At 74.4% G+C, this 21,182-nt stretch carries 19 protein-coding genes; 8 read left to right on the forward strand and 11 right to left on the reverse strand.

The annotated features are described in order from the left end of the window. Positions 1-94: 94 nt before the first annotated feature. From KGD83_RS22490 to KGD83_RS22500, 3 genes are read left to right on the forward strand one after another with little or no spacing between them, the layout of a single operon-like run. Positions 95-475: a hypothetical protein gene (locus KGD83_RS22490; RefSeq protein WP_212641042.1), complete on the forward strand. Its 381-nt coding sequence runs from the start codon at positions 95-97 to the stop codon at positions 473-475. Next, positions 472-816, forward strand: a complete 345-nt coding sequence (locus KGD83_RS22495; RefSeq protein ID WP_212641043.1) for a hypothetical protein — start codon at positions 472-474, stop codon at positions 814-816. The genes KGD83_RS22490 and KGD83_RS22495 overlap by 4 nt, the downstream gene beginning before the upstream one ends. Before the next feature lie 52 nt (positions 817-868). Continuing rightward, a complete protein-coding gene (locus tag KGD83_RS22500; RefSeq protein ID WP_212641044.1) occupies positions 869-1,552 on the forward strand; it encodes a class I SAM-dependent DNA methyltransferase in 684 nt (227 codons plus the stop codon). A gap of 81 nt (positions 1,553-1,633) precedes the next feature. Here KGD83_RS22500 and dapB read toward each other — a convergent pair whose 3' ends face one another. From dapB to KGD83_RS22555, 11 genes are all read right to left on the reverse strand, one after another. After that, a complete protein-coding gene (gene dapB / locus KGD83_RS22505; protein WP_212641045.1) occupies positions 1,634-2,377 on the reverse strand; it encodes a 4-hydroxy-tetrahydrodipicolinate reductase in 744 nt (247 codons plus the stop codon). 112 nt (positions 2,378-2,489) lie between these two features. Further along, positions 2,490-3,464 carry an L-histidine N(alpha)-methyltransferase gene (gene egtD, locus KGD83_RS22510; RefSeq protein ID WP_212641046.1) on the reverse strand — a complete coding sequence of 325 codons (975 nt, stop codon included), beginning with the start codon at positions 3,462-3,464 and terminating at the stop codon, positions 2,490-2,492. A 65-nt stretch (positions 3,465-3,529) separates the two neighbouring features. Then, positions 3,530-4,273, reverse strand: a complete 744-nt coding sequence (egtC, locus tag KGD83_RS22515) for an ergothioneine biosynthesis protein EgtC (RefSeq protein WP_212641047.1) — start codon at positions 4,271-4,273, stop codon at positions 3,530-3,532. Beyond that, complete coding sequence (gene egtB, locus KGD83_RS22520; protein WP_212641048.1) at positions 4,273-5,613, reverse strand: ergothioneine biosynthesis protein EgtB; 1,341 nt, start codon at positions 5,611-5,613, stop codon at positions 4,273-4,275. Before egtB ends, egtC begins: the two co-directional genes overlap by 1 nt. After that, positions 5,610-6,896 (reverse strand): ergothioneine biosynthesis glutamate--cysteine ligase EgtA, encoded by a 1,287-nt coding sequence (egtA, locus tag KGD83_RS22525; RefSeq protein ID WP_212641049.1) that lies wholly within the window; start codon positions 6,894-6,896, stop codon positions 5,610-5,612. The genes egtB and egtA overlap by 4 nt, the downstream gene beginning before the upstream one ends. A gap of 213 nt (positions 6,897-7,109) precedes the next feature. Beyond that, a complete protein-coding gene (locus KGD83_RS22530) occupies positions 7,110-8,018 on the reverse strand; it encodes an arylamine N-acetyltransferase family protein (protein ID WP_212644560.1) in 909 nt (302 codons plus the stop codon). A 145-nt stretch (positions 8,019-8,163) separates the two neighbouring features. Then, complete coding sequence (locus KGD83_RS22535; RefSeq protein WP_212641050.1) at positions 8,164-9,243, reverse strand: ABC transporter ATP-binding protein; 1,080 nt, start codon at positions 9,241-9,243, stop codon at positions 8,164-8,166. A 34-nt stretch (positions 9,244-9,277) separates the two neighbouring features. Next, positions 9,278-10,300: an ABC transporter ATP-binding protein gene (locus tag KGD83_RS22540; protein ID WP_212641051.1), complete on the reverse strand. Its 1,023-nt coding sequence runs from the start codon at positions 10,298-10,300 to the stop codon at positions 9,278-9,280. After that, positions 10,297-11,343 (reverse strand): ABC transporter permease, encoded by a 1,047-nt coding sequence (locus KGD83_RS22545; protein WP_212641052.1) that lies wholly within the window; start codon positions 11,341-11,343, stop codon positions 10,297-10,299. Before KGD83_RS22545 ends, KGD83_RS22540 begins: the two co-directional genes overlap by 4 nt. Then, positions 11,340-12,410: an ABC transporter permease gene (locus tag KGD83_RS22550; protein WP_212641053.1), complete on the reverse strand. Its 1,071-nt coding sequence runs from the start codon at positions 12,408-12,410 to the stop codon at positions 11,340-11,342. The genes KGD83_RS22545 and KGD83_RS22550 overlap by 4 nt, the downstream gene beginning before the upstream one ends. After that, the gene (locus tag KGD83_RS22555; protein ID WP_212641054.1) at positions 12,407-14,290 is read right to left on the reverse strand and encodes an ABC transporter substrate-binding protein; all 1,884 of its coding nucleotides are present in this window, start codon (positions 14,288-14,290) and stop codon (positions 12,407-12,409) included. Before KGD83_RS22555 ends, KGD83_RS22550 begins: the two co-directional genes overlap by 4 nt. Positions 14,291-14,703: 413 nt before the next feature. Here KGD83_RS22555 and KGD83_RS22560 point away from each other — a divergent pair, with 413 nt between their 5' ends. The 5 genes from KGD83_RS22560 to KGD83_RS22580 all read left to right on the forward strand — a co-directional run bounded on the left by KGD83_RS22560 (position 14,704) and on the right by KGD83_RS22580 (position 20,946). Next, entirely contained in the window at positions 14,704-15,417 is a 714-nt protein-coding gene (locus tag KGD83_RS22560; protein ID WP_212641055.1) for a metal-dependent hydrolase, read from the forward strand. Positions 15,418-15,562: 145 nt separating this feature from the next. Next, entirely contained in the window at positions 15,563-16,222 is a 660-nt protein-coding gene (locus tag KGD83_RS22565) for an O-methyltransferase (RefSeq protein WP_212641056.1), read from the forward strand. 103 nt (positions 16,223-16,325) lie between these two features. Further along, positions 16,326-17,483 carry an exonuclease SbcCD subunit D gene (locus KGD83_RS22570; RefSeq protein ID WP_212641057.1) on the forward strand — a complete coding sequence of 386 codons (1,158 nt, stop codon included), beginning with the start codon at positions 16,326-16,328 and terminating at the stop codon, positions 17,481-17,483. Beyond that, positions 17,483-20,470 (forward strand): AAA family ATPase, encoded by a 2,988-nt coding sequence (locus tag KGD83_RS22575; protein WP_212641058.1) that lies wholly within the window; start codon positions 17,483-17,485, stop codon positions 20,468-20,470. Before KGD83_RS22570 ends, KGD83_RS22575 begins: the two co-directional genes overlap by 1 nt. Positions 20,471-20,517: 47 nt before the next feature. After that, positions 20,518-20,946, forward strand: coding sequence for a hypothetical protein (locus KGD83_RS22580; RefSeq protein ID WP_212641059.1), 429 nt, complete (start codon positions 20,518-20,520; stop codon positions 20,944-20,946). Positions 20,947-21,182 lie beyond the last annotated feature (236 nt).

The following is a 21,182-nucleotide window of genomic DNA, read 5'->3' on the forward strand; positions in this document are numbered from 1 at the left end:
GACCCGCCCCCGCCTCCGGTGTCCGGTGACGGCGGAGCGGAGGGGACCGCGGGGGGCGGAGGAGGGCCGCGAGCCACGGGAGCCGCGCGACGAGGTGACCACGCGGCGCGGGGGCATCGAGCCGGTCGTGAGCGTGCGCGAGCTGGTCAGCGGCGGGGCGACGGTCGAACTGGTGCTGCGGATCCACAACGGCGGGGGCGCCGGCAGCCCGGCGTTCGCTGAGCTGGTCGGGTCGGACGAGGGCATGGCCGCCGTCGAGCTGGTCGACGCCGCCAACGGCGGGGTGCACCGCGTGGCGCGCGACTCCTCGGGCGGATGCGTCTGCTCCGACCCCGACCCGGCTCTGGTGCTGCGGCCGGGCGACTCCGTGGAGCTCAGCGCGACCTTCGCGGCCCCGCCGGAGGAGGTGCGGGCGATGGACGTGCGCGTCCCGCTCGCCGGTACGTTCACCGGGGTGAGCGTTGTCCGCGGATGAGGGGCGGGGCGCTCCGGGGCGGACCGGTTCCCGCCGCGGGCGGGCCCTCGGCCCCCCTCGTGCTGGCCGCCCTGGCCGCCGCCTGCACCGCCTACCTCGCGTACGCGCTGCTGTGGGAGCCGCCGCAGCCCCCGCCCGCCGGGCACCGCGGCGAGCTGATCGCCCCACCGGTCAACGACGCCCCGGTCGCCACCGCCCCCGTCCTGGACCCGGAGGCGGAGGTGGAGGAGCTGGAGGCTCCCGTGGCGGACCTGGACCCGCCGGTGGCCGAGGAAGGCCGAGACGACACGCCGGACGCCGGGAGGCGGCGCCGGGGCCCCGGTCAGGCGGGGACGGGTTAGGATGCGCGCACCCCAGACACGCGCGTACGACACGGCAGGGAGAGACGACACCGTGCCCAGCGAGAACACCGCCCCCGACCCCCTCGACCATATTCCGGATCCGGAGGAGTGGGCGCGGCGCTCGGCCCTCCAGGCCGCGGCGTTCGACGCGATCGGCGAGCGCTACGACGAGGCGTTCCCCCGCAAGGAGGGCCAGGAGGACCGGGTGCGCCGACTGCTGGACCTGCTGCCGCCCGGCGCGCACGTGCTCGACCTGGGCTCGGGCACGGGCGTGCCCACCGCCCGGCAGCTGGTGGCGGCGGGAGCGCGGGTGACCGGTTACGAGATCTCCGGGCGGATGGTCGAGATCGCCCGCCGCAACGTGCCGGAGGCGACGTTCGTCCGGGCCGACATCCTCGACCTGGACCCCGCGGAGTCCTCCTACGACGCCATCGTGGCGTTCTTCTCCCTGCTCTGCCTGCCCAAGGCCCGCATCCCCGAGGCGCTGAGCCGCGTGCGCGCCTCGCTGGTCCCGGGCGGCCTGCTGTGCCTGTCAATGGTGGAGGCCGACCTGGACGACGCCCCGATCCCCTTCCTGGGCACGGACATCCGGGTGTCGGGCTATCCGAACGGGGAACTGCGCCGGGTGGTGGAGGAGGCCGGGCTGGTCGTGGAGGACGAGCGGGTCGTCTCCTACGAGCCCGAGGGCGCCCGGCCCGAGGTCCAGGTGTTCCTCACCTGCCGTCGCGGCGCGTGACGGGACGGGGGCCGCGCGGCGCGCGGCCCCCGTGCGGTGGTCCGGAGAGCGCCCCCGCCGGCGACGGTTCGGGGCGGCTGGCTAGTCCAGGTCCAGGAGCGCGTCCAGACCCACGGTGAGGGGGTCGGCCAGGCCGTCCACCCCGCGCACGCCCAGCAGCACGCCCGGCATGAACGAGGCGCGGTTCATCGAGTCGTGCCGGATCTTGAGGGTCTCCCCGTCGGTGCCGAACACGACCTCCTGGTGGGCGATGAGCCCGGAGATGCGCAGCGCGTGCACCCGCACGCCCTCCACGTCGGCGCCGCGGGCGCCGGGGATCTCGGAGGTGGTGGCGTCGGGCATCGGCGCGGTCCCGGCCCCGCGGCGGGCCTCGGCGACCAGCTCGGCGGTCCGGTAGGCGGTGCCGCTGGGGGCGTCGGCCTTGTTGGGGTGGTGCAGCTCGATGATCTCGGTCGAGTCGAAGTACGGCGCGGCCTTGCGCGCGAAGTGCATCATCAGGACGGCGGCGATGCCGAAGTTGGGGGCGATGAGGACCTTGGCCCCGGGCTTCGCCTCCTGCATCCGGCGCACGCGCTCCAGCCTGGCCTCGTCGAACCCGCTGGTGCCGACGACGGCGTGGATCCCGTGGCCGATGAGCCACTCCAGGTTGTCCATCACCGCCTCGGGGTGGGTGAAGTCGACGACGCAGTCGGCCCCCAGCACCGCGTCCCTGTCGCTGGCGGCGTCCACCCCCGCGACGAGTTCCATGTCGTCGGCGCCCCGCACCGCTCGGACGACCTCTGACCCCATGCGCCCGTCGGCGCCGAAAACTCCTACCTTGAACACGGCACGAGCGTACCGGAGCCGGGGAGGCGGGTCGTCGCGGCCCGGCCCGCGACGTGGGCGGACGGGCCCGGCCGGGCAGCCGCCGCGACCGCCCGGACCGGGCCGCGAGGTGTCAGCGGACGCCGGCCAGGGTGAGCGCGAAGTCCCCCTCGGGGTCGGTCCACCAGTGGGTGGGGGCGAACCCCGCCCCCTCCAGCTCCGCGGTCAGCCCCTCCCGTCGGAACTTGGCGGAGACCTCGGTGCGCATCTCCTCCCCGGGGGCGAACTCGACCTCCAGGTCCAGGTCGGCGACCCGCACGCGCTGGGCGGTCCGCGAGCGCAGCCGCATCTCGATCCACTCGCGCTCGGCGTTCCAGCGCGCCACGTGGTCGAAGGCGGCCGGGTCGAAGTCGGCGCCGAGCCGGTGGTTGATGACGGCGAGGACGTTGCGGTCGAAGGCCGCGGTGACCCCCTGGGCGTCGTCGTAGGCGGCGACCAGGCGCGCGGGGTCCTTGACCAGGTCCGCGCCCAGCAGCAGCGAGTCCCCGGGGCGCAGGACGCCGCGGACGTCGCGCAGGAAGGCGGCGCGCGGCTCCGGTTCCTGGTTGCCGATGGTGGAGCCCAGGACGGCCAGCAGCTGGCGACCGCCCTCCCCGCCGACCGGCAGCAGCCCGAGGTGCTCCTCGAAGTCGCCGACGACGGCGTGCACGTCCAGGCCGGGGTAGTCGTCGGCCACGCGGCGGGCTGAGGAGTCGAGGAAGTCGCCGCTGACGTCGACGGGCACGAAGCGGGTGAGGCTGCCCCGGCGGCGCATCGCGTCCAGGAGCAGGCGGGTCTTGACTCCCGATCCGGACCCGAGCTCGATGAGGACCTCGGCGCCGGCCGCTGCGGCGATCTCGTCGGCCCGCAGCTCCAGGATCGCGCGTTCGGCGCGGGTGGGGTAGTACTCGGGCAGGGCGGTGATCTCCTCGAACAGGGAGCTGCCGCGTTCGTCGTAGAACCACTTGGGCGGGAGCCGCTTGGGGCGCGCGGTCAGCCCTTCGGCGACGTCGGTGCGCAGTGCCTTGTCGAGGTCGTCGGCGGTCAGGTTTCGGTCAATCCGGAACATGGTGCCTCCTGTGTCCCCGAAGTTGTACCCGGGACAGGTGGTGTCGGAAAGATGGGCGAAGCCGGTCAGTCGAGCGGGCGGATCTCGGTGCGCTCCCCCGTGGCCGCGACCACCGAGTCCTGGGGGACCTCGCGCCATCCTGAGGCGTCGTCGAAGGGTTCGGAGGCAAGGAAGACCCCGCCGTCCGGCTCGCGCAGGGTGAACAGGGTGTCCCCGGCCGCGGTGGCGGCGAGGGTCTGGCCGTCGCTGGCCAGCAGGTTGTAGCGGCCCCCGGAGTGCTTGCGGGCCTCGCGGACCACAGTGGCCAGGGTTTCGGACAGGTTCTGGGAGTCGCGCCACAGTCGCACGGTGTGCGCGAACAGCGGTGCGGAGTCCAGGGGGGCGCGGGCGTCCAGCGCGCCTCGGGGCGGGGGCGTGGCGAACGCCGCGGTGAGCGCCTCGTCGTCCTCCACCGCGCCGTTGTGGCTGAACAGCAGCAGGTCGGCACGGAGGGGCTGGGCGCCCGACTCCTCCGAGCCGAACCCGACGGTGGCGTCGCGCACGGCGGCCACCACGCACCCGGAGGCGATGGCGCGGGCGGCGTCGGCGAAGGAGGCGTCACCCCAGACGGGCATGGCGCGGCGGTAGCGCAGCGGTTCGGCGGGGCCGTCCCCCGGGGGGTACCAGCCGACGCCGAACCCGTCGGCGTTGACGGTGCCGTACCTCTGCATGCGCGGTGCCCAGGACTGGACGTGCAGTGAGTGGGGCGCCGCGTACAGCAGGTCGTGCAGTGTGCGCGGCGGCCCCAGGTAGGCCAGGTGTCGGCACATCAGGCGGGTTCCGCGTCGCGCGCGCAGCGGAACCCGCTGAAGATCTGCCGCCGGATCGGGTGGTCCCAGTTGCGGAACGTGGCGCGGACCGCGGTGGGGTGGGTGGCCCAGGAGCCGCCGCGCAGCACCTTGTACCCGTCGTCGAAGAACACCTCCGAGTAGTCCTCGTACGGGAAGGAGCGGAACCCCGGGTAGCCGGTGAAGGTGGTGGAGGTCCACTCCCACACGTCGCCGATCAGCTGCTGGACGCCCAGCGGCGAGGCGCCGTCGGGGTGGCTCCCGGCCGGGGAGGGGCCGAGCCTGCGCTGGCCCAGGTTGGCGTGTCCGGGCCCGGGCCCGGTGTCGCCCCACGGGTGGCGCCGGGACCGGCCGCTGACCGGGTCCAGGCGCGCGGCCTTCTCCCACTCGGGCTCGCTCGGCAGGCGCTTGCCCGCCCAGGCGGCGTAGGCCCGGGCCTCGTGGAAGCACACGTGCTGCACGGGCTCGTCGGGGGGCACCATCTCCCGGCGGCCGAACCGGCGGCGCGACCACCCGGTGCCCTCCCGGGTCCAGAAGGCCGGGGAGACCGCTCCCCGCTTCTCCTTCCAATCCCAGCCGTCGCGGGTCCACCAGCGGCGGGTCTGGTAGCCGCCGTCGTCCATGAACTCCTGGTAGGCGGCGTTGGTCACGAGGGCGGTGTCGATCCAGTAGGGGCCCAGGTCGACGGTGCGCGCGGGGCGCTCGTTGTCGTAGGCCCAGGGGTCGTCGTCGGTGCCCATGGTGAAGGGCCCCTCGGGCACGAACACCTCGTCCCGGACCGGCGGGCGCAGCGCGGTGACGGGCGCGGCCTCCTCCAGCAGGACGGGCTCGCCCCTGCGGAGCTGGTGGGTGGCCAGCATGGTCTCGCCGTGCTGGTGCTCGTGCTGGATGACCATGTGGAAGACGAACCCTGCGTCCAGCAGGGAGCGTTCGCCGTCCGGGCCGGTCCCCACCCGGGTGAGGTCGGCCGACTCCAGCGCGTCGAGCACCTCCCTGCGCACGCGCTCGTTGTAGTCGCGGGCCTCCTCGGGCCGCAGCAGCGGGAGGCTGACGCGTTCGGCGCGCGGGTTCTCGAAGGCGTCGTAGAGCGTGTCGATGTCGGGGCGCAGCGCCTCGCGGCCCCCCGCGGCGCGCAGCAGCCACTGCTCCTCGTAGTTGCCCACGTGCGCCAGGTCCCAGACCAGCGGCGACATCAGGGGCGAGTGCTGGGCGAGCAGCTCGCCCTCGTCGAGGGCGTGGAGGGTCAGACCGTTGCTGCGGTCCCTGGCCCGGTCGAGTTCGGCGGCGATGCGCTCCTTGGCGCGCTCCTGTTCGTGGTTCACCGTGCTCCTTCCACGTGTGCGGGGTCCGCTGCCGCGGGCCGTACCCGCTCCGCCCGCGCCGGGCGCGGCACGGGCACGGTCGGCCGGGTGTCGGCGGGGCTGAGCCCGCGCCGCGTGTACTGGTCGGCGTAGTCGTCGACCAGCGCGGCCAGGGAGGCGGCGCCCATGCGGGGCAGCGCCTCGACGGCGGCGTCGAAGCAGGCGCGGGCGCACCGGGCCGCTTCGGGGTCGGCCATGCCCAGGCGCGCCGAGCGCAGCCACAGGTGGCGGTCGGGGAAGCGTCCCCCGCACAGCTCCTCGGTGGCCTCCCCGGCCGCGGCGCGGGCGCGGGGGTCGTCGACCAGGGCGGCGGCGAGCGCCACCGGGACCGGCCACCAGCGCACGGGCAGCGCGTCGATCATCCGCAGCTCCCACCAGCCGCGCGGGCGCACGGGCGGGAAGAGTGTGCTGAGGTGGAACTCCAGATCGGCCCGGGTCGCCGGGCGCGGGCCCTGTCCGTCGAGCCACTGGGCGAAGGTCACGCCCGGGTCCGGGGTCCAGGGGCCACCGTTCCCGGGAACGGCCAGGACCCTGGCGGCCAGAGCGTACTCGGCCCACGCCGTGGCGGGGTCGGCGGAACTGTCCGCGTCCAGGACGGGCCGGGTGCGGGTGGCGTCGGTGGCCGCCCAGATCGCCCAGCGGGTGGACTTCCATCCGGTGGGGCGGCCCCGCCAGACGGCGGAGTTGGCGAAGGCGGCGACGAGCACCGGGCCGAGCCGGTGGACGAGTTCCCAGCGGTCGCGGACGTCGGCGGCGTCCTCCCCCGTGTCCAGGCACACCTGGAGCGAGGCCGTGCTGCACATCATGGTGTAGCCGCTGGGCTGGCGGTGGTGGGCGAAGAAGCGCTCCATGGCCGTGTAGCGGGCTTCACGGAGCTGGCGCCGGGGCGGGCGGACGGGGTCGAGAGCCGTCTCGACCAGGTGGAGTCCACCCTCGGCGAGGGCCTTGCCGATGTGGTCCAGGTCGGCGGAGAGCGCCGCGTGCGCCCGGGCCGGTCCGGGAAGGGCGGGTGAGCTGAGTTCGAGCTGTCCGCCGGGTTCGAAGGTGATACCGCTTCCCGAGGGCGGCGGGCCGCAGGACTCCACCAGGGCGGCGAGGCGGTCGACGGGAACGGGTGCGGTCGGGTCCGCGGAGTCGGCGACCAGCCATTCGGTCTCGGCTCCGACCTTGCCGGGAGGACCGGTCTTGAAACAGACGCCGTTGATGTACTCGTGGACGTCTTCCGTGGTCATGTGGTGGGCCATGGGCTGTCCCCTCGCGAACGGCCGCCCCCGCCGGGCGGCGCCCCGGGAATCCTGCCCATCCGGTCGTCATGCCGAACGTGCGTGTTGTCCACGACTCTCCGATGATGTCGGGACACTCCCGATACGGACGGGGAGACCGGGCGGCGGGACGCCAGGTGGCAACGGCCGTCGCGGTGGGTGGGCGCACACCCACCCACCGATGTGTGATGCCGGTCACGTTCGAGTGAACTCCCGGAGGCGCTCCTCGACGACGGCCCGTTCGTGCTGGTCAAGGCCGATACCGAACACCTCCTGCAACACCTGTCCCACCTCTTCCACGGGCACCTCTCGTTCCGTGCGGGTGCCGTCGGGCGCGGCGGTGGTCAGGGTGGTGTCCATGAGCATGCGATGGGCGCCCGGTCCGATGCGCTGGACCACCAGCCTGCCCCGGAACGGGGAGCGGGGGTGGGTGACCAGGTGGTGGCTGAAGACGGCGTAGTCCTGGCGCACCATCGCGGTGGCGGAGAAGGAGTACAGCGGATTCCACCCGCGACCGTCGAAGGAGCGCAGCAGCCACTCGTCCTCGCCCACCTCGGACACGCGGTCCAGGCGCAGGCCCCACCCGCCCTGGATCTCCTGGTGCCCGTCGGAGAGGGGGAGCGGCTCGAGCAGGCCGCCGCCGAAGCCGACGTCGGCGAGCCACGGCCCCTCCTCCAGGTCCACCCGCAGCAGGGCGTGCGTGGCGGGGCGCGGGGCGCCCGTGCCGCCGGAGAGCACGCGGGCGGCGAAGCCGGTGACGGAGAAGCCGAGCCGGTCCAGCGCGGCCGCCAGCAGCAGGTTCTGCTCGTAGCAGTAGCCGCCCCTGGACCGGAGGACCATCTTGTCCACCAGTGCGGGCACGTCCAGCGGGATGGGGCGCTCCAGGACGATCTGGAGGTTCTCGAAGGGGATGGCGGCCAGGTGGGCGCGGTGGAGGGCGCGCAGGGTGTCCAGCGTGGGCGGCAGGTCGCCGGACAGGCCCAGGCGGGCCAGGTAGGCGTCCAGGTTCAGTTCGCTGCCGTGCCAGAAGTCGCGGTCGGTGGTGAGGAGGGAGGGCCGGGGCGCGGGGGCCAAGCTGTCGGAAACGAGGGTTTCGTGCGTCATGTCGATCACGAACCGACCCCCTAAAAGCCCTATTCCGGACGAATCACTCTCCTCTCCTGTCCGGAAACGGTCACGGAGAGCGGGAATGGAAAGTAATGACGTGGAGACGTCCGTGGTCAGCGCGCCGGAGGGGCCTCGCGCCGCCTCAGCCGGAGGCCGGTTCCCCCTCGCGCACGCGTCCGGCGGCGTCGGCCGCCGCCCAGTGGCAGGCCACCCGCCGTTCGGCGCCGCCCCCCAGGATCGCCGGGTCCGCGGTGCGGCAGCGGTCGGCCACCCCGGCGCGTTCGGCCTCACCGGAGGCCAGCACCGGGCAGCGCGGGTGGAAGCGGCAGCCCCCGGGCACGCGTTTGGGGTCCGGCGGCTCGCCGGAGAGCACCACCGGTTCCCCGTCCGCCTCGGGCAGCACCGACAGCAGCGCCCGGGTGTAGGGGTGGGCGGGAGCGGACAGGACCTCCTCCACGGTGCCCAACTCCACCACGCGCCCCAGGTACATCACCGCGACCCGGTCGGCGATGTTCCAGGCCAGGCCCAGGTCGTGCGTGGCCACCAGGGCCGACAGCCCCAGGTCTGCGCGCAGGTCCAGGAGCAGCCGCAGGATCTCGCCGCGCACCGACGCGTCCAGGGAGGCCACAGGCTCGTCGGCCACCAGCACCTCGGGGTCGAGGATGAGCGCGCCGGCGATCACCACGCGCTGGCGCTGGCCGCCCGACAGCTCGTGCGGGTAGCGGGGGAAGAACCGGTCCGGCGGGCGCAGGCCCGCCTTGGACAGCGCCTCGCCGACCCGCTCGGCTTCGTCGGACACGGTGCCCTCGTGGATGCGCAGCCCCTCGGCCACGGACTCGTAGACGGTGCGGCGCGGGTTGAGCGACCCGGTGGGGTCCTGCTGGACCAGCTGCACCCGGCGGCGGTAGCGGCGCATGTCGCGGGAGCCGTAGCGCAGCGGGTCGCCCTCGAAGGCCACGTCGCCGCCCGTGGGCCGCTCCAGGCCCAGCAGGACGCGGGCCAGTGTGGTCTTGCCGCAGCCGGACTCCCCCACCAGAGCCACGATCTCGCCCGCGGAGACGTCGAGGTTGACGCCGTCCACGGCGCGGGCGGTGCCCCGGCCGCCGCCGGGGGCGAACCCGGCCGGGAAGGCGACCTCCACCCCCCGGGCGCTCAGGACGGGGACCGCCTCCTGCCCGCGGGTCGGCGGCGTCTCGTGGGGGTCGGTCTCGGTGGTGCTCACGGGCGCGTCTCCTCGGTGGGTGCGGCGGTCGCGGTCACGGACGGCCCCCGTCGTCCCCGGTGGCGGTCAGCGGCCGGGCGGGGCCCACGTGCACGCACGCCGCCTGCCTGGTGGACGCGCCCCCGGTGGCGGGGTCCACCGGCCACAGGGGCGGGTCGACCGTGGCGCACACGGTCTCGGCCACCGCGCAGCGCGGCCGGAACACGCAGCCCGAGGGCGGGTCCGCCGGGTCCGGCGGGTCGCCGGGCAGGCCCCGGGGCGCCAGGCGCGAGGCCGGGTCGCCGATGCGGGGGAAGGCGGCGCTGAGCGCGCTGGCGTAGGGGTGCGCGGGTTCGTGCACGACCTCCCGGGCCGGTCCCTGTTCCACGACCCGGCCCGCGTACATGACCGCGACCCGGTCGCAGGTCGAGGCCAGGACCGACAGGTCGTGGCTGATCATCAGCATGCCGATGCCGTGCTCGGCGACGAGCCGCCGCAGCAGGGCCAGGATCTGGGCCTGGATCATCACGTCCAGGGCGGTGGTGGCCTCGTCGGCGATGACCAGGCGCGGCTCGCAGGCCAGGGCCATGGCGATCATGGCTCGCTGGCGCTGCCCGCCGGACAGCTGGTGGGGGTAGTCGCGGGCGCGGGAGGCGGGCAGGCCGACCTGTTCGAGCAGCGCGCCCACGCGGGCGGGCGCCTCCGCCGCGGGGACCGTGCCGTGCACGCTCATCGGCTCGGCGATCTGCTGTCCGATCCGCCGGACCGGGTTGAGCGAGTGCATGGCGCCCTGGAAGACGATGGAGGCGCCCGCCCAGCGGACCGCGCGCAGGCGGCCCCAGCGCATGTCCAGGACGTTCTCGCCCTCCAGCAGGACCTCGCCGGAGATGCGCGCGGTCTCGGGCAGCAGGCGCAGCAGGGCCAGGGCCACGGTGGACTTGCCGCTGCCCGACTCCCCCGCCAGGCCCAGGGTGTCGCCGGGGTCCAGGGACAGGTCCACGCCGCGCACGGCGGGGACCTCGCCGCCGCCCGTGCGGTAGGTGACGCGCAGGTCGCGGACGTCGAGGAGGGAGGTCAACGCTGCTCCCGGAGTCGCGGGTTGATGACGGATTCGAGGGCCCGGCCGCACAGTGTGAAGGACAGCGCGACCACGGCGATCGCCAGGCCGGGCGGCACCATGTACCACCAGATCCCGGAGCTGATCGCGCCCGCGTTGCGGGCCGCGTCCAGGATGCCTCCCCAGGAGATCGTCGTGGGGTCTCCCACGCCCAGGAAGGCCAGCGTGGACTCGGCGATGATCGAGGTGGCCACGAGCAGGGTGGTCTGGGCGAGCACGACCGGCATGACGTTGGGCAGGACGTGCCAGAGCATGACGTGGCCGTGGCCGCCGCCCAGGGCGCGGGCCCGCTCCACGTAGGGGCGCGCCTCGACCGCGAGGGTCTGGGCGCGCACCAGGCGCGCCGTGGCGGGCCAGACGGTCAGGCCGATGGCGATGATGATGGTCCCGGTGCCGCGCGGCAGCACGGCGGCCAGCGCCACGGCCAGGACCAGAGTGGGCAGGACCAGGAACCAGTCGGTGACGCGCATGAGCGCGGAGGACACGAACCGCCCGGCCGGTCCGCCGGAGGCGCCGAAGTGCCCGGCGGTGACCCCGACCAGGGTGCCCAGGACCACGGAGACGGCCGTGGCCAGGAAGCCCACCGTGAGCGAGACCCGTGAGCCCCAGACGACCAGGTCCAGGATGGAGCGGCCGAAGTTGTCGGTGCCGAGCGGGAACCGCGCGCTGGGCTCCTGGTAGGCGGTGCCGGGCGCTCCGGTGACGGTGAGGTCGGCCGGGTCGACGAAGAGCGGCGCGGTCAGGGCCAGCGCGCCGATGGCCAGCAGCGCGGCCAGGCCGACCAGCCCGGCCCGGTTGCGGGCGTACTCGCGGGCGAAGCGGCGCAGGGCCTCCCGACGGCGTCTGCGCGCGAGGACGCGGGGAGAGGGCGGTGCGGTCGGCGGCGGCGCGGCGGCCGTGGCGGTTCCGCCCCCGGCGGGGACTCCGCCGGAGCCCTCCGGCCGGGCGGAGGGGTTGTCCTCCCCGCCGCTCGGGCTGCCGGGCGTCCCGGCGGGGGCGTTCACGGACGCACCCGGGGGTCGAGCAGCGGGTACACCAGGTCGGCGAGCAGGTTCATGAGGATCACCGAGGCCGCGAACACCACGAACAGGCCCTGGACGAGGCCGAGGTCGGGTACGCGCAGGCCGGAGTAGAAGAGCTGTCCGAGGCCGGGCCAGGAGAACACGGTCTCCACGAGGATGACCCCGGACACGACCTGTCCGAGGTTGAGGAACAGGAGCGTCACCGTGGGCAGCAGGGCGTTGGGCACGGCGTGCCTGCGCCGCACCAGGGCGTCGCGCAGGCCCTTGGCGCGCGCGGTGGTGAGGTAGTCGGCGCCCTTCTCGTCCATGAGCGAGGAGCGCATGATCATCAGGTACTGGGCGTAGACGACCGCGACCATGGTGGTGACGGGCAGCACCATGTGCCAGGCGGTGTTCAGCACTGTCTCCAGGCCCCCGCCGGTGCGGGGGTCGACCATGCCGCCGGTCGGGAACACGCCGGGCACGAACCCGCGCCCAGAGGCCAGGAAGACGATGAGCAGCAGGCCGAGCCAGAACGTGGGCACCGACCAGAAGAACAGGGCGACGGCGGTGTTGACCCGGTCCGAGCGGCTGCCCGGCCGCCAGCCCGCCCGGGCGCCCAGGAACAGGCCCAGCAGCGCGGCGACGACCGTGCCTGTCCCGGCGAGCAGGACGGTCGGGCCGATCCGGTCGAGGATGAGCTCGGTGACGGGTTCGTGGTACTGGAAGGACTCGCCGAGGTCGAGGCGGAGCAGCCCGAGCGCGTAGTCGAGGAACTGCTGCCACAGCGGCTGGTCGAGCCCGAACTGGCGGCGCAGCTCATCGCGCTGCTCGGCGGTGACCTCGCGGCCCTCGGTCATGGCGCGGACGGGGTCGCCGGGCAGGATCCGGAAGAGGAAGAACCCGGCGACGACCACGGCGGCCAGGGAGACCACCGCGGTCGTCAGGCGTCCGGCGACGTAGCGGGCGGCGCGCCGGGCGCGGCCCGCTCCGGCGGGTCCGGCCGGGGAGGGGGCGGCGGGCGCGTCCTCCCCGGGCGGGCCTCCCTCGGCGGTGGGAGTAGTGGTCACTCGCGGTCCTCCATGGTGGAACGTCGGCGCAGCAGCAGGAAGCCCCCGACCGCGGCGAGGACGAGCACGAAGGCGCCGACGCCGATCCAGACACCGGTGGAGGGGCCGGAGGCGGCTCCCGCGGTCCGCTCGTCGGCGGGTTCGGCCGACCACCAGGCCCAGTAGCCGTCCTGGCCCCAGATGTTGCCGCCCTCGGCGGGCTCGTACTGGATGGAGGCGATGTGGTCGGTGCGGTAGGCCTCCATGATGTTGGGGTAGGCCAGCACGTTCACGACGGCCTCGCGGTACAGGACCTCCTGGAGCTGGTGGATGATCTCCGCGCGGGCTTGGCGGTCGTACTCGGCGAGCTGGGCCTCGTAGAGCTCGTCGTACTCCTCGTCGCAGAAGTAGGCGTCGCCCTGCATGGTGCCCGGCTCGGTGGGCAGGGCGCCGCAGGTGTGGATGCTCAGCACGTAGTCGGGGTCGGGGTTCACCGTCCAGCCGGTGAAGATGAGGTCGTACTCGCCCGCGAAGAGGGCGTCGCTGAGCACGCCGGGGTCGACGGTGAGGTTCTCGATCTCGATGCCGATGTCGGCCAGGCGCTCGACGATGACCAGTCCGGTGTTGACGTTGTCGGGCCGGTCCTGGTGGACGTGCATGCGCAGTTCGAGGCGGTCGCCCTCGGGTGAGACGCGCACGCCGTCCTCGCCCCGCTCGTACCCGGCCTCGTCGAGCATCGCGTTGGCGGCTTCGGGGTCGAAGTCGAGGACGGCCTCCCCGCCCTCCGGCGCCCAGTGGAAGTCCTCGTAGCGGGGCGGGATGTAGCCGCCCGCGGCCACGGCCTCGCCGCCGTGCGCCTTGTCGACGATCTCCTGGTTGTCGATGGCCATGACGATGGCCTGGCGCAGGGTGCGGTCGGCGAGGGCGGGGTGCCCGTCGCCGAACTCCTCGCCGTCCTGGGTGACCGCGCCGGGGTTGATGGTGAAGGCCTGGAAGCGCTTGCCGTCGGCGGTGTTGACCTCGATGTCCTGCGCCGACTCCAGGGCGGCGGCCTGCGCCTGGGTGAGTTCGTAGACGAGGGAGACCTCACCGCTGCGCAGCGCCTCCACCGCCGCGTCCTTCTCGGAGTAGTAGCGCAGGACGATCCGCTCGAAGGCGGGTGCGCCGCGCCAGTGGTCGGGGTTGGCCTCCAGGGTGATGGAGCGGCCCCGGTCGTGGCCGGCGAGGACGAAGGGTCCGCTGCCGACGGTCGGGAAGTCCTCGTTGCCGTAGTCGGAGAAGGCGTCGCCCTCCCTCTCCAGGATCGGCTCCCACACGTGCCTGGGGACGATCGGGACGTTGAGGGAGGTCATGGTGGCCTGCGGCTCGTCGAGTTCGACGACCACGGTCCGGTCGTCCTCGGCGGTGACCGTGTCGAAGCCGGAGACGTAGTTGCCGTTGGCGACCGCCGCGGCCTCGTTCTCCATCATGGTGGTGAAGGTCCAGGCCACGTCGTCGGCGGTCAGGGGCTCGCCGTCGGAGAACTGCACGCCCTCACGCAGGTGGAAGGTCCAGGTGAGACCGTCGTCGCTGGACTCCCAGGACTCGGCGAGGGAGGGGGCGGGCTGGTTCGTCTGGGGGTCGACCGTGACGAGGGAGTCGTAGACGTGGCGCAGGACGTTGGTGGTGATCGCGAGCTGCGCGGTGAAGGGATTGAAGGAGTCCACCTGCTGGGAGGTGGCGATGCTGAGGGTCTGGCCGTCGGAGGTGTCCGCGGCGGCGGGGGCCGCGGCGGTACCGGCCAGGAGGAGGAGCGCGGCGGCCGTGGCCGCGGTGCGGCGCGCGAACGCGCCGGCGGAAGGGGCGTGGGGAGGGGCGGTGCGGCGCACGGGGGAACCGGGGGGAGGGTGGTGGGCGTTCATGTGCGGCCCCTCCTGTCAGAGGATCGTGGGTCGGTGGCACGCCACCTGGGGGTTGGTGGTTGTTTACCAACGGACGACGACGAGCGTCAATGACCTTCGTGGAGCGCCGTGACATCGGTTTGGATTCGGCCCGAAGAATGTCCCCGCGAAAGCGTCCGGAAACCGTCACCGGAAATGTCCTGGACACGCGGAAAGAGAACGGCCGGAGTGCGCGACCGGTGCCCGGGGAGCGCGGAAAGGCGCACCGCGGCCCCGCGTTCGCACGCAGAGGGGTCGCGGGCACACGCTGGGTGGCGGAGGGGCGCCGCCGGGAGGGCGCGTGGGAAGCGGGCCGTGTGCGCTGCGTGACCGGTGCGCCGTTGGCGGACACCCCGCGTTGGCAGTAAATGCCGTACTCCGCTACGGTTCCCGCCATGATGGGGCACTCGCACGCACTGAGCGGCGTGGTTGGCTGGATGGCGGTCGTTCCGCTGGTCCAGGGCAGGGAATTCATCGGACTCAGCTTCCACCTGGGTCCCGGTGAGATCATCGCCGGTTCCCTGGTCTGTGCCGGTGCGGCACTGCTGCCCGATCTGGACCACAAGAGCGCCACGGTGACCAAGACCTACGGCAAGGTCACCGAGGTGCTGAGCGGCATGCTCGGCTTCCTGTTCGGCGGGCACCGGATGGGAACGCACTCGTTCTTCTTCGCGGTGCTCATGGGCGTGCTGGTGCAGTTGTTGGCGCTGTGGTCCCAGCTGGCCGTCCAGGTCTTCGTGTTCCTGCTGATCGGCATCGCCCTCCAGGGCCTGGGCTTCGGCCTGGACAAGAACAAGGTCGCGTCGGGGGTCATCAACGCGATGGCCACGGCGGGCATCACGCTGGCGCTGTTCACCTCCGGCGTGAACTACAGCTGGCTGGGCCTGGCGGTGGCCTTCGGCGTGGTCCTGCACTTCTTCGGCGACATGATCACCAAGATGGGCGTGCCCGTCTTCTGGCCCTTCTTCAAGAAGCGCTTCGGCCAGGGGAAGGGCTTCGTCACCGACGGTCCGGTCGAGCAGAAGTTCGTCACCCCGCTGCTGACCATCGGCGTGATCGTGGGGACCATCTACCTGTTCGACTGGCCCGCGCTGCTGCCCGAGTACTGACGGGGGCGCGGGGGCGCCCCCGCGCCGACCCACCCGGGCACGCGCGGGACCCCGCGACGCGCCCCGCCGCCGGAGCCGCGTCCGGCCTCCCACGCGACGGCCCGGCACCTGTCGGCCGCGCCCCGGCTGGCCTAGGCTGTCGGGCGTGACACGATCCACAGAGGGCCTCAGCCCCGAACTGCACGCCTACGTCGTCGAGCACAGCGAGCCCGTGGACGAGGTCCTGGCGGACCTGGCCGAGGAGACCGCCCGGCTGTTCCCGGACCACCGGGGCATGCAGATCGGCCCCGAGCAGGGCGCCTTCACCACGATGCTCACGCGGATCTGCGGCGCGCGCGAGGTGGTGGAGATCGGGACCTTCACCGGCTACTCGTCGATCTGCTTCGCGCGCGGCCTGCCCGAGGACGGCCGCCTCCTGGCCCTGGACGTCAGCGAGGAGTGGACCTCCGTGGCCCGGAGGTACTGGGAGCGCGCCGGGGTCGCGGACCGCATCACCCTGAGGCTGGGCCCGGCCCTGGAGTCGCTGCGGGAGCTTCCCGGGGAGCCGCGGTTCGACCTGGCCTTCGTGGACGCCGACAAGGAGGGCTACGTCGGCTACTGGGAGGAGCTGGTCCCCCGCGTCCGGCCGGGCGGCCTGATCCTGGCCGACAACACCCTCTCCCACGGGCGGGTCGTGGACCGCGAGAACACCTCTGCGGCCGTACGGGGGATCCGCGACTTCAACGACCGGCTGGTCTCCGACGAGCGCGTCACGCAGGTGCTGCTGCCCATCGGCGACGGCCTCACCCTCGCCCGCAAGCGCTGACGCCCCGACGCGCCCAAGCACCGAAGCGCCGGGGGGAGCGCCGAGCCCGGAGGCCGTCCACGGGACGGCCCTCGTCCCGCACGCGGAGCGTCGGGCTTCGGTAATGTCCAGTGCCATGCGCCTGCTGCACACCTCGGACTGGCACCTGGGCCGCTCCTTCCACCGGGAGAACCTCGTCGACGCCCAGGCGGCCTTCCTGGACCACCTCGTCCACACCATCCGCGAACACCGGGTCGACGTGGTGGTCGTCGCCGGCGACCTCTACGACCGCGCCCTGCCGTCGGTGGACGCGGTCCGGCTCTTCGACCGCGCCCTGGGCCGGATCCGCGAGACCGGGGCCCGGGCCGTCCTCATCAGCGGCAACCACGACTCCATGGCTCGGATGTCCTTCGCCACCGGCCTCATCGACGCCTCCGGCGTCCACCTGCGCAGCTCCCTGGACGGCGTGGGCACGCCCGTGGTCATCGAGGACGAGCACGGGCCCGTGGCCTTCTACGGCATCCCCTACCTGGAACCGGAGATCGCGCGCCACCACTGGGACCTGCCCGAGCGGGGGCACGCGGCGGCGCTCGGACACGCCATGGACCTGGTGCGCGCCGACCTCGCCGAGCGGCCCGGCACCCGGTCGGTGGTCCTCTCGCACGCCTTCGTGACCGGCGGCGAGCCCTCCGACAGCGAACGCGACATCTCGGTGGGCGGCGCCTCGCACGTGCCGGTCCCGGTCTACGACGGGGTCGACTACGTGGCCCTGGGCCACCTGCACGGGCGCCAGACCATCACCCCGTCCGTGCGCTACTCGGGCAGCCCGCTGGCCTACTCCTTCTCCGAGGAGCACCACGTCAAGGGCTACTGGCTGGTGGACCTGGACGCCGACGGCCTCGCGGGCGCCGAGTTCGCCGCGGCGCCCGTCCCCCGCCCCCTGGCCCGTATCCGCGGCCGGATCGAGGACCTGCTCACCCGCCCCGAGTGGGAGTCCCGCACCGGCCACTGGCTCCAGATCACCCTGACCGACCCGCGCCGCCCCGCCCACCCCATGGACCGGCTGCGCGAACGCTTCCCCCACGTCCTGGTCCTGGACTTCGCCCCCGAGGGCGGCGCCCCCGACACCCGCCCGATCGCCGCCTCGGTCGCCGACCGCAGCGAGCGCCAGGTGGTCGGCGACTTCGTGGAGTGGGCCCGCGGCACCCCCGCCACCCCCGAGGAGGAGGCCCTCGTGAACACCGCCGTCGAGCAGGTCCGGCTCCAGGAGGGGACGCGCTGATGCGGCTGCACACCCTCACCGTCCAGGCGTTCGGCCCGTTCGCGGGCACCGAGAAGGTGGACTTCGACCGCCTCAGCGCGGGCGGGCTCTTCCTCGTCCACGGCCCCACCGGCGCGGGCAAGACCACCGTGCTGGACGCGGTGTGCTTCGCCCTGTACGGCAACGTGCCGGGCGCCCGCGGCAAGGACCGCTCCCCCAAGAGCGACCACGCGCCGCCGGAGGCCGAGCCCAGGGTGGTCCTGGAGTTCACGGTCCAGGGGCGGCGCGTCTGGATCGAGCGCAAGCCGCGCTGGGACCGCCCCAAGAAGCGGGGCACCGGCACGGTGTCGCAGAACACCAAGGTCGTCGTCAAGGAGTTCACCGGCGGCAGGTGGGAGGGGGTGACCACCCGCCCCGACGAGGCGGGGCAGTTCATCAGCGACCTGCTGGGCCTGACCCTCGCGCAGTTCTGCCAGACCGTCATGCTCCCCCAGGGCGACTTCGCCCGGTTCCTGCGCGCCAAGTCCGAGGAGCGCCGCGAGTCCCTGGAGCGCATCTTCAACACCCGGCTGTTCCGGGACGTGGAGACGTGGCTGGGAGCGCACGCCAAACGGCTCGAACACGAGGTCCGGACCGCCAACGCCCAGGTGCGCGCGGTCGCGGACCGGATCGCCGAGGTCGGCGGGTCCCGGGCCCCCGAACCGCCCGAGGAGCTGTCGGCCTGGGCCGCGGAACTGGCCTGCGTCACCGCCGCGACCGCGTACGACGCCGGGCGGGTGGCCGGGGAGTTCACCGGGGCCCGCGATGACGCCCAGCGCGCCCTGTCCGAGGGACGCGAGCTGCGCGCGCTCCAGGAGCGGCTGGCCGACGCCCGGGAACGCCGCGCCCGACTGGCCGAGCACACCGCTTGGCGGTCCGCGATCGACGTCCAGCTCGGCGACGCCGAGCGCGCCGAGTCGGTGCTGCCCTTCCTGCGGGCCCGCGACAACCGCCGCACCGAGCTGGACAAGGCCGAGCTCGCCGTCGCCGACCACCTGGCGCTGGTGTGCGGGCTGCCGGGCTTCTCCGAGCGGCCTGGCGAGGCGGTGCCGCGCGAGGAGCTGGGCGCCGCCGAGCGGGAGCGCCGGGACGAGCTGGCCCGTCTGGACGCGCTGCGCGCGGACGCCGAGCGCAGCCGGTCCCTGGGCCGCTCCGTCACCGCGCTCACGGGGCGCCTGGACGAGATCGCCGCGCAGCTGGAGCGCCAGCGCGCGCTGGCCGCCTCCCTGCCGCCCCGGGTGGAGGCGCTCACCGCCGAGCTGCGGCGCCTGCACGACCAGGCCGGGCAGGAGGGGGCCGCCGAGACCGCCCTGGCCGCCGCCCGCAGGCGCCTCGACGCCGCCGCGGAGTACGAGCGTCTGGGCCGGGAACTGGCGCGGGCGCAGGAGCGCTACCGCGAGGCCGTGGACGGGGCCCAGGCCGCCCGCGACCGCGCCCTGGACCTGCGCGAGCGCCGTATCACCCACATGGCCGCCGAACTGGCGTCAGGGCTGGCCGACGGGGAGCCGTGCGCGGTGTGCGGATCGGTGGCGCACCCCTCCCCCGCCCGGCCCCGCGGCGAGGGCCTGGTCTCGGCCGAGGAGGAGAGGCGGGCCCAGGCGTCCGCCGACGCCGCGGCCTCGCGCCGCGCGGAGGCCGAGAGCGACGTGGTGGCCCTGCGGGAGCGGCGCACCGCCGCGCGGGAGCGCGCCGAGGACGGCACCGCAGACACCGCCCGCGAGGAGGTGGAGGCGCACACCGCGGCGCTGGCGGAGGCCAGGGCCGCCGCCGGTGAGGCCCGGCGGGTGGAGGAGGAGCTGGAGCGCGTCACCGGCGACCTGGAGCGCGCCCGCGCCCGCGAGGGCGAGCTGGTCCGGCAGGAGGTCCAGGCAGGGGCCGACCGGGACAACGCCGTCCGCGAGCACGGGCGGCTGACCGCGCTGCTGGACCGGGCTCGCGGGGACGACGCCGGGCTGGACGAGCGGATCGCCAGGCTGGGCGGTGAGGCCGACCTGCTGCGCGCCGCGGCCGAGGCCGCAGTCAACCGCGACCGGGCTGCCGACGAACTGCGCGCCGCCGCCGCCGAGGCCGAGCGGCAGCGGGCCGACGCCCGCTTCGCCGACGAGGCCGGGGTGTGGGAGGCCGCGCTGGACGAGGAGCGGCGCCGCGCGCTGCGCGAGCGCGCCCGCTCCTTCGACGACGCACTGGCCGCCGTCGAGGCGTCGCTGGCGGACCCGGCGCTGACCGCGGCCGGGGAGCTGCCCGTCCCGGACCCGGAGGAGCTGGCCCGCGCCGCGCGGACCGCGTCGGAGGCCGCCGACCGCGCGGTGGCCTGGCGGAGCATGCTGGAGGAGCGGGCGCGTCGGCTCGCCTCCCTGCGCGGGGAGCTGGGTCTGCGGCTGCGGGACTGCGAACCGGCGCTGCGCCGCTACGCGGTGGCCGAGGGGCTGCGCGGCCTGACCGCCGGGACCTCCTCCGACAACGCCGGCAACGTGCGCCTGTCGGCGTACGTGCTGGCGGCCCGCCTGGAGCAGGTGGTGGCCGCCGCCAACGACCGCCTGGTGACGATGTCGGACGGCCGGTACGAGCTGCGGTACACGGTGGACAAGGCCGCCGGGGACGGGCGCGCGCGTTCGGCCGGCGGCCTGGGCATGCGGGTGGTCGACGCCTGGACGGGCGTGGAGCGCGACCCGGCCACGCTCTCGGGCGGGGAGACGTTCTTCAGCTCGCTGGCGCTGGCCCTGGGCCTGGGCGACGTGGCCAGCGCCGAGGCGGGCGGCGCCGACATCGACACCCTGTTCGTGGACGAGGGGTTCGGCACACTGGACGAGGACACCCTGGAGGAGGTGCTGGACGTCCTGGACCGGCTGCGGGACGGCGGCCGTGCGGTGGGCGTGGTGAGCCACGTCGCCGACCTGCGGCAGAGGGTGTCCACCCGCCTGAGGGTGGTCAAGACGGCGGCGGGCTCGCGGGTGGAGCACACCGGCTGAGCGCGCACGTCCACCCCGGATCCGGGCACCCGGGGTTCGGTGCGACAATGGCGAGCGTGAGTTCGCTGGTCAACATCGCCGTGTTCGGAGTCGTGGGCGCCATCCTGATGGCGGCCCTGCTCGGTCTGCTCCTCGTCGTCTCCGGGAGTTCGCGCGGGGCGTCGCCCCGGTCGCGGGCGGCGTTCGGGATCGCCTCCGTGGTGGTGCTGGTGGCGCTGCCGACGCTGGCCGCGGCCAACACGCTGGCCGCCGGGTCCGGTTTCTGGACGGGGTTCGCCGCGGCCGCCTGCGTCGCGGCCGTCGTGTGCGCCGTGAACGTGGTCATGCTGCCGGTGGTGGCGCGCCGCCAGTCCTCGGGGGGCGGCGGGTCCGCGGTCTCCGCGCTGCGGCCGTCCCTGCCGCTGCTGGCCGCGGCCCTGCTGATCTGCCTGGTCCTGGGCCTGGTGGGGGCCTCCGTGGCCGCCCTGGTCGTCTGACCCCGCGCTCGCGCGTCCGCGCGCCCCGTGGCCCCGCCCCTCCGCACGGGTCCACCCGTCGGGCCGCGCCCTCCCGGGCCCGCACCAGCGGGATGGCCTCGGCCAGGGCGTCGCGGTGGGACGCCCGGGTGACCACGTAGCTGAACCGGTACCCGTCGCTGCGCTCCAGGAGCGTGTCCGCGATCCGCCGGGGTGTGCCCGTCAGCGCGTAGGGGTCCTCCCACGGCGGTTCGCCG

Source organism: Nocardiopsis akebiae, from assembly GCF_018316795.1.
Classification (GTDB): Bacteria; Actinomycetota; Actinomycetes; order Streptosporangiales; family Streptosporangiaceae; genus Nocardiopsis; species Nocardiopsis dassonvillei.

What these genes read in the sequence shown, in the direction of transcription:
- KGD83_RS22560 (WP_212641055.1), top strand. Translation starts at nt 14,704, where the DNA reads ATGATGGGGCACTCGCACGCACTGAGCGGCGTGGTTGGCTGGATGGCG.
- egtA (WP_212641049.1), bottom strand. Translation starts at nt 6,896, where the DNA reads ATGGCCCACCACATGACCACGGAAGACGTCCACGAGTACATCAACGGC.
- KGD83_RS22495 (WP_212641043.1), top strand. Translation starts at nt 472, where the DNA reads ATGAGGGGCGGGGCGCTCCGGGGCGGACCGGTTCCCGCCGCGGGCGGG.
- KGD83_RS22570 (WP_212641057.1), top strand. Translation starts at nt 16,326, where the DNA reads ATGTCCAGTGCCATGCGCCTGCTGCACACCTCGGACTGGCACCTGGGC.
- KGD83_RS22575 (WP_212641058.1), top strand. Translation starts at nt 17,483, where the DNA reads ATGCGGCTGCACACCCTCACCGTCCAGGCGTTCGGCCCGTTCGCGGGC.
- KGD83_RS22580 (WP_212641059.1), top strand. Translation starts at nt 20,518, where the DNA reads ATGGCGAGCGTGAGTTCGCTGGTCAACATCGCCGTGTTCGGAGTCGTG.
- egtC (WP_212641047.1), bottom strand. Translation starts at nt 4,273, where the DNA reads ATGTGCCGACACCTGGCCTACCTGGGGCCGCCGCGCACACTGCACGAC.
- KGD83_RS22530 (WP_212644560.1), bottom strand. Translation starts at nt 8,018, where the DNA reads ATGACGCACGAAACCCTCGTTTCCGACAGCTTGGCCCCCGCGCCCCGG.
- KGD83_RS22555 (WP_212641054.1), bottom strand. Translation starts at nt 14,290, where the DNA reads ATGAACGCCCACCACCCTCCCCCCGGTTCCCCCGTGCGCCGCACCGCC.
- egtD (WP_212641046.1), bottom strand. Translation starts at nt 3,464, where the DNA reads ATGTTCCGGATTGACCGAAACCTGACCGCCGACGACCTCGACAAGGCA.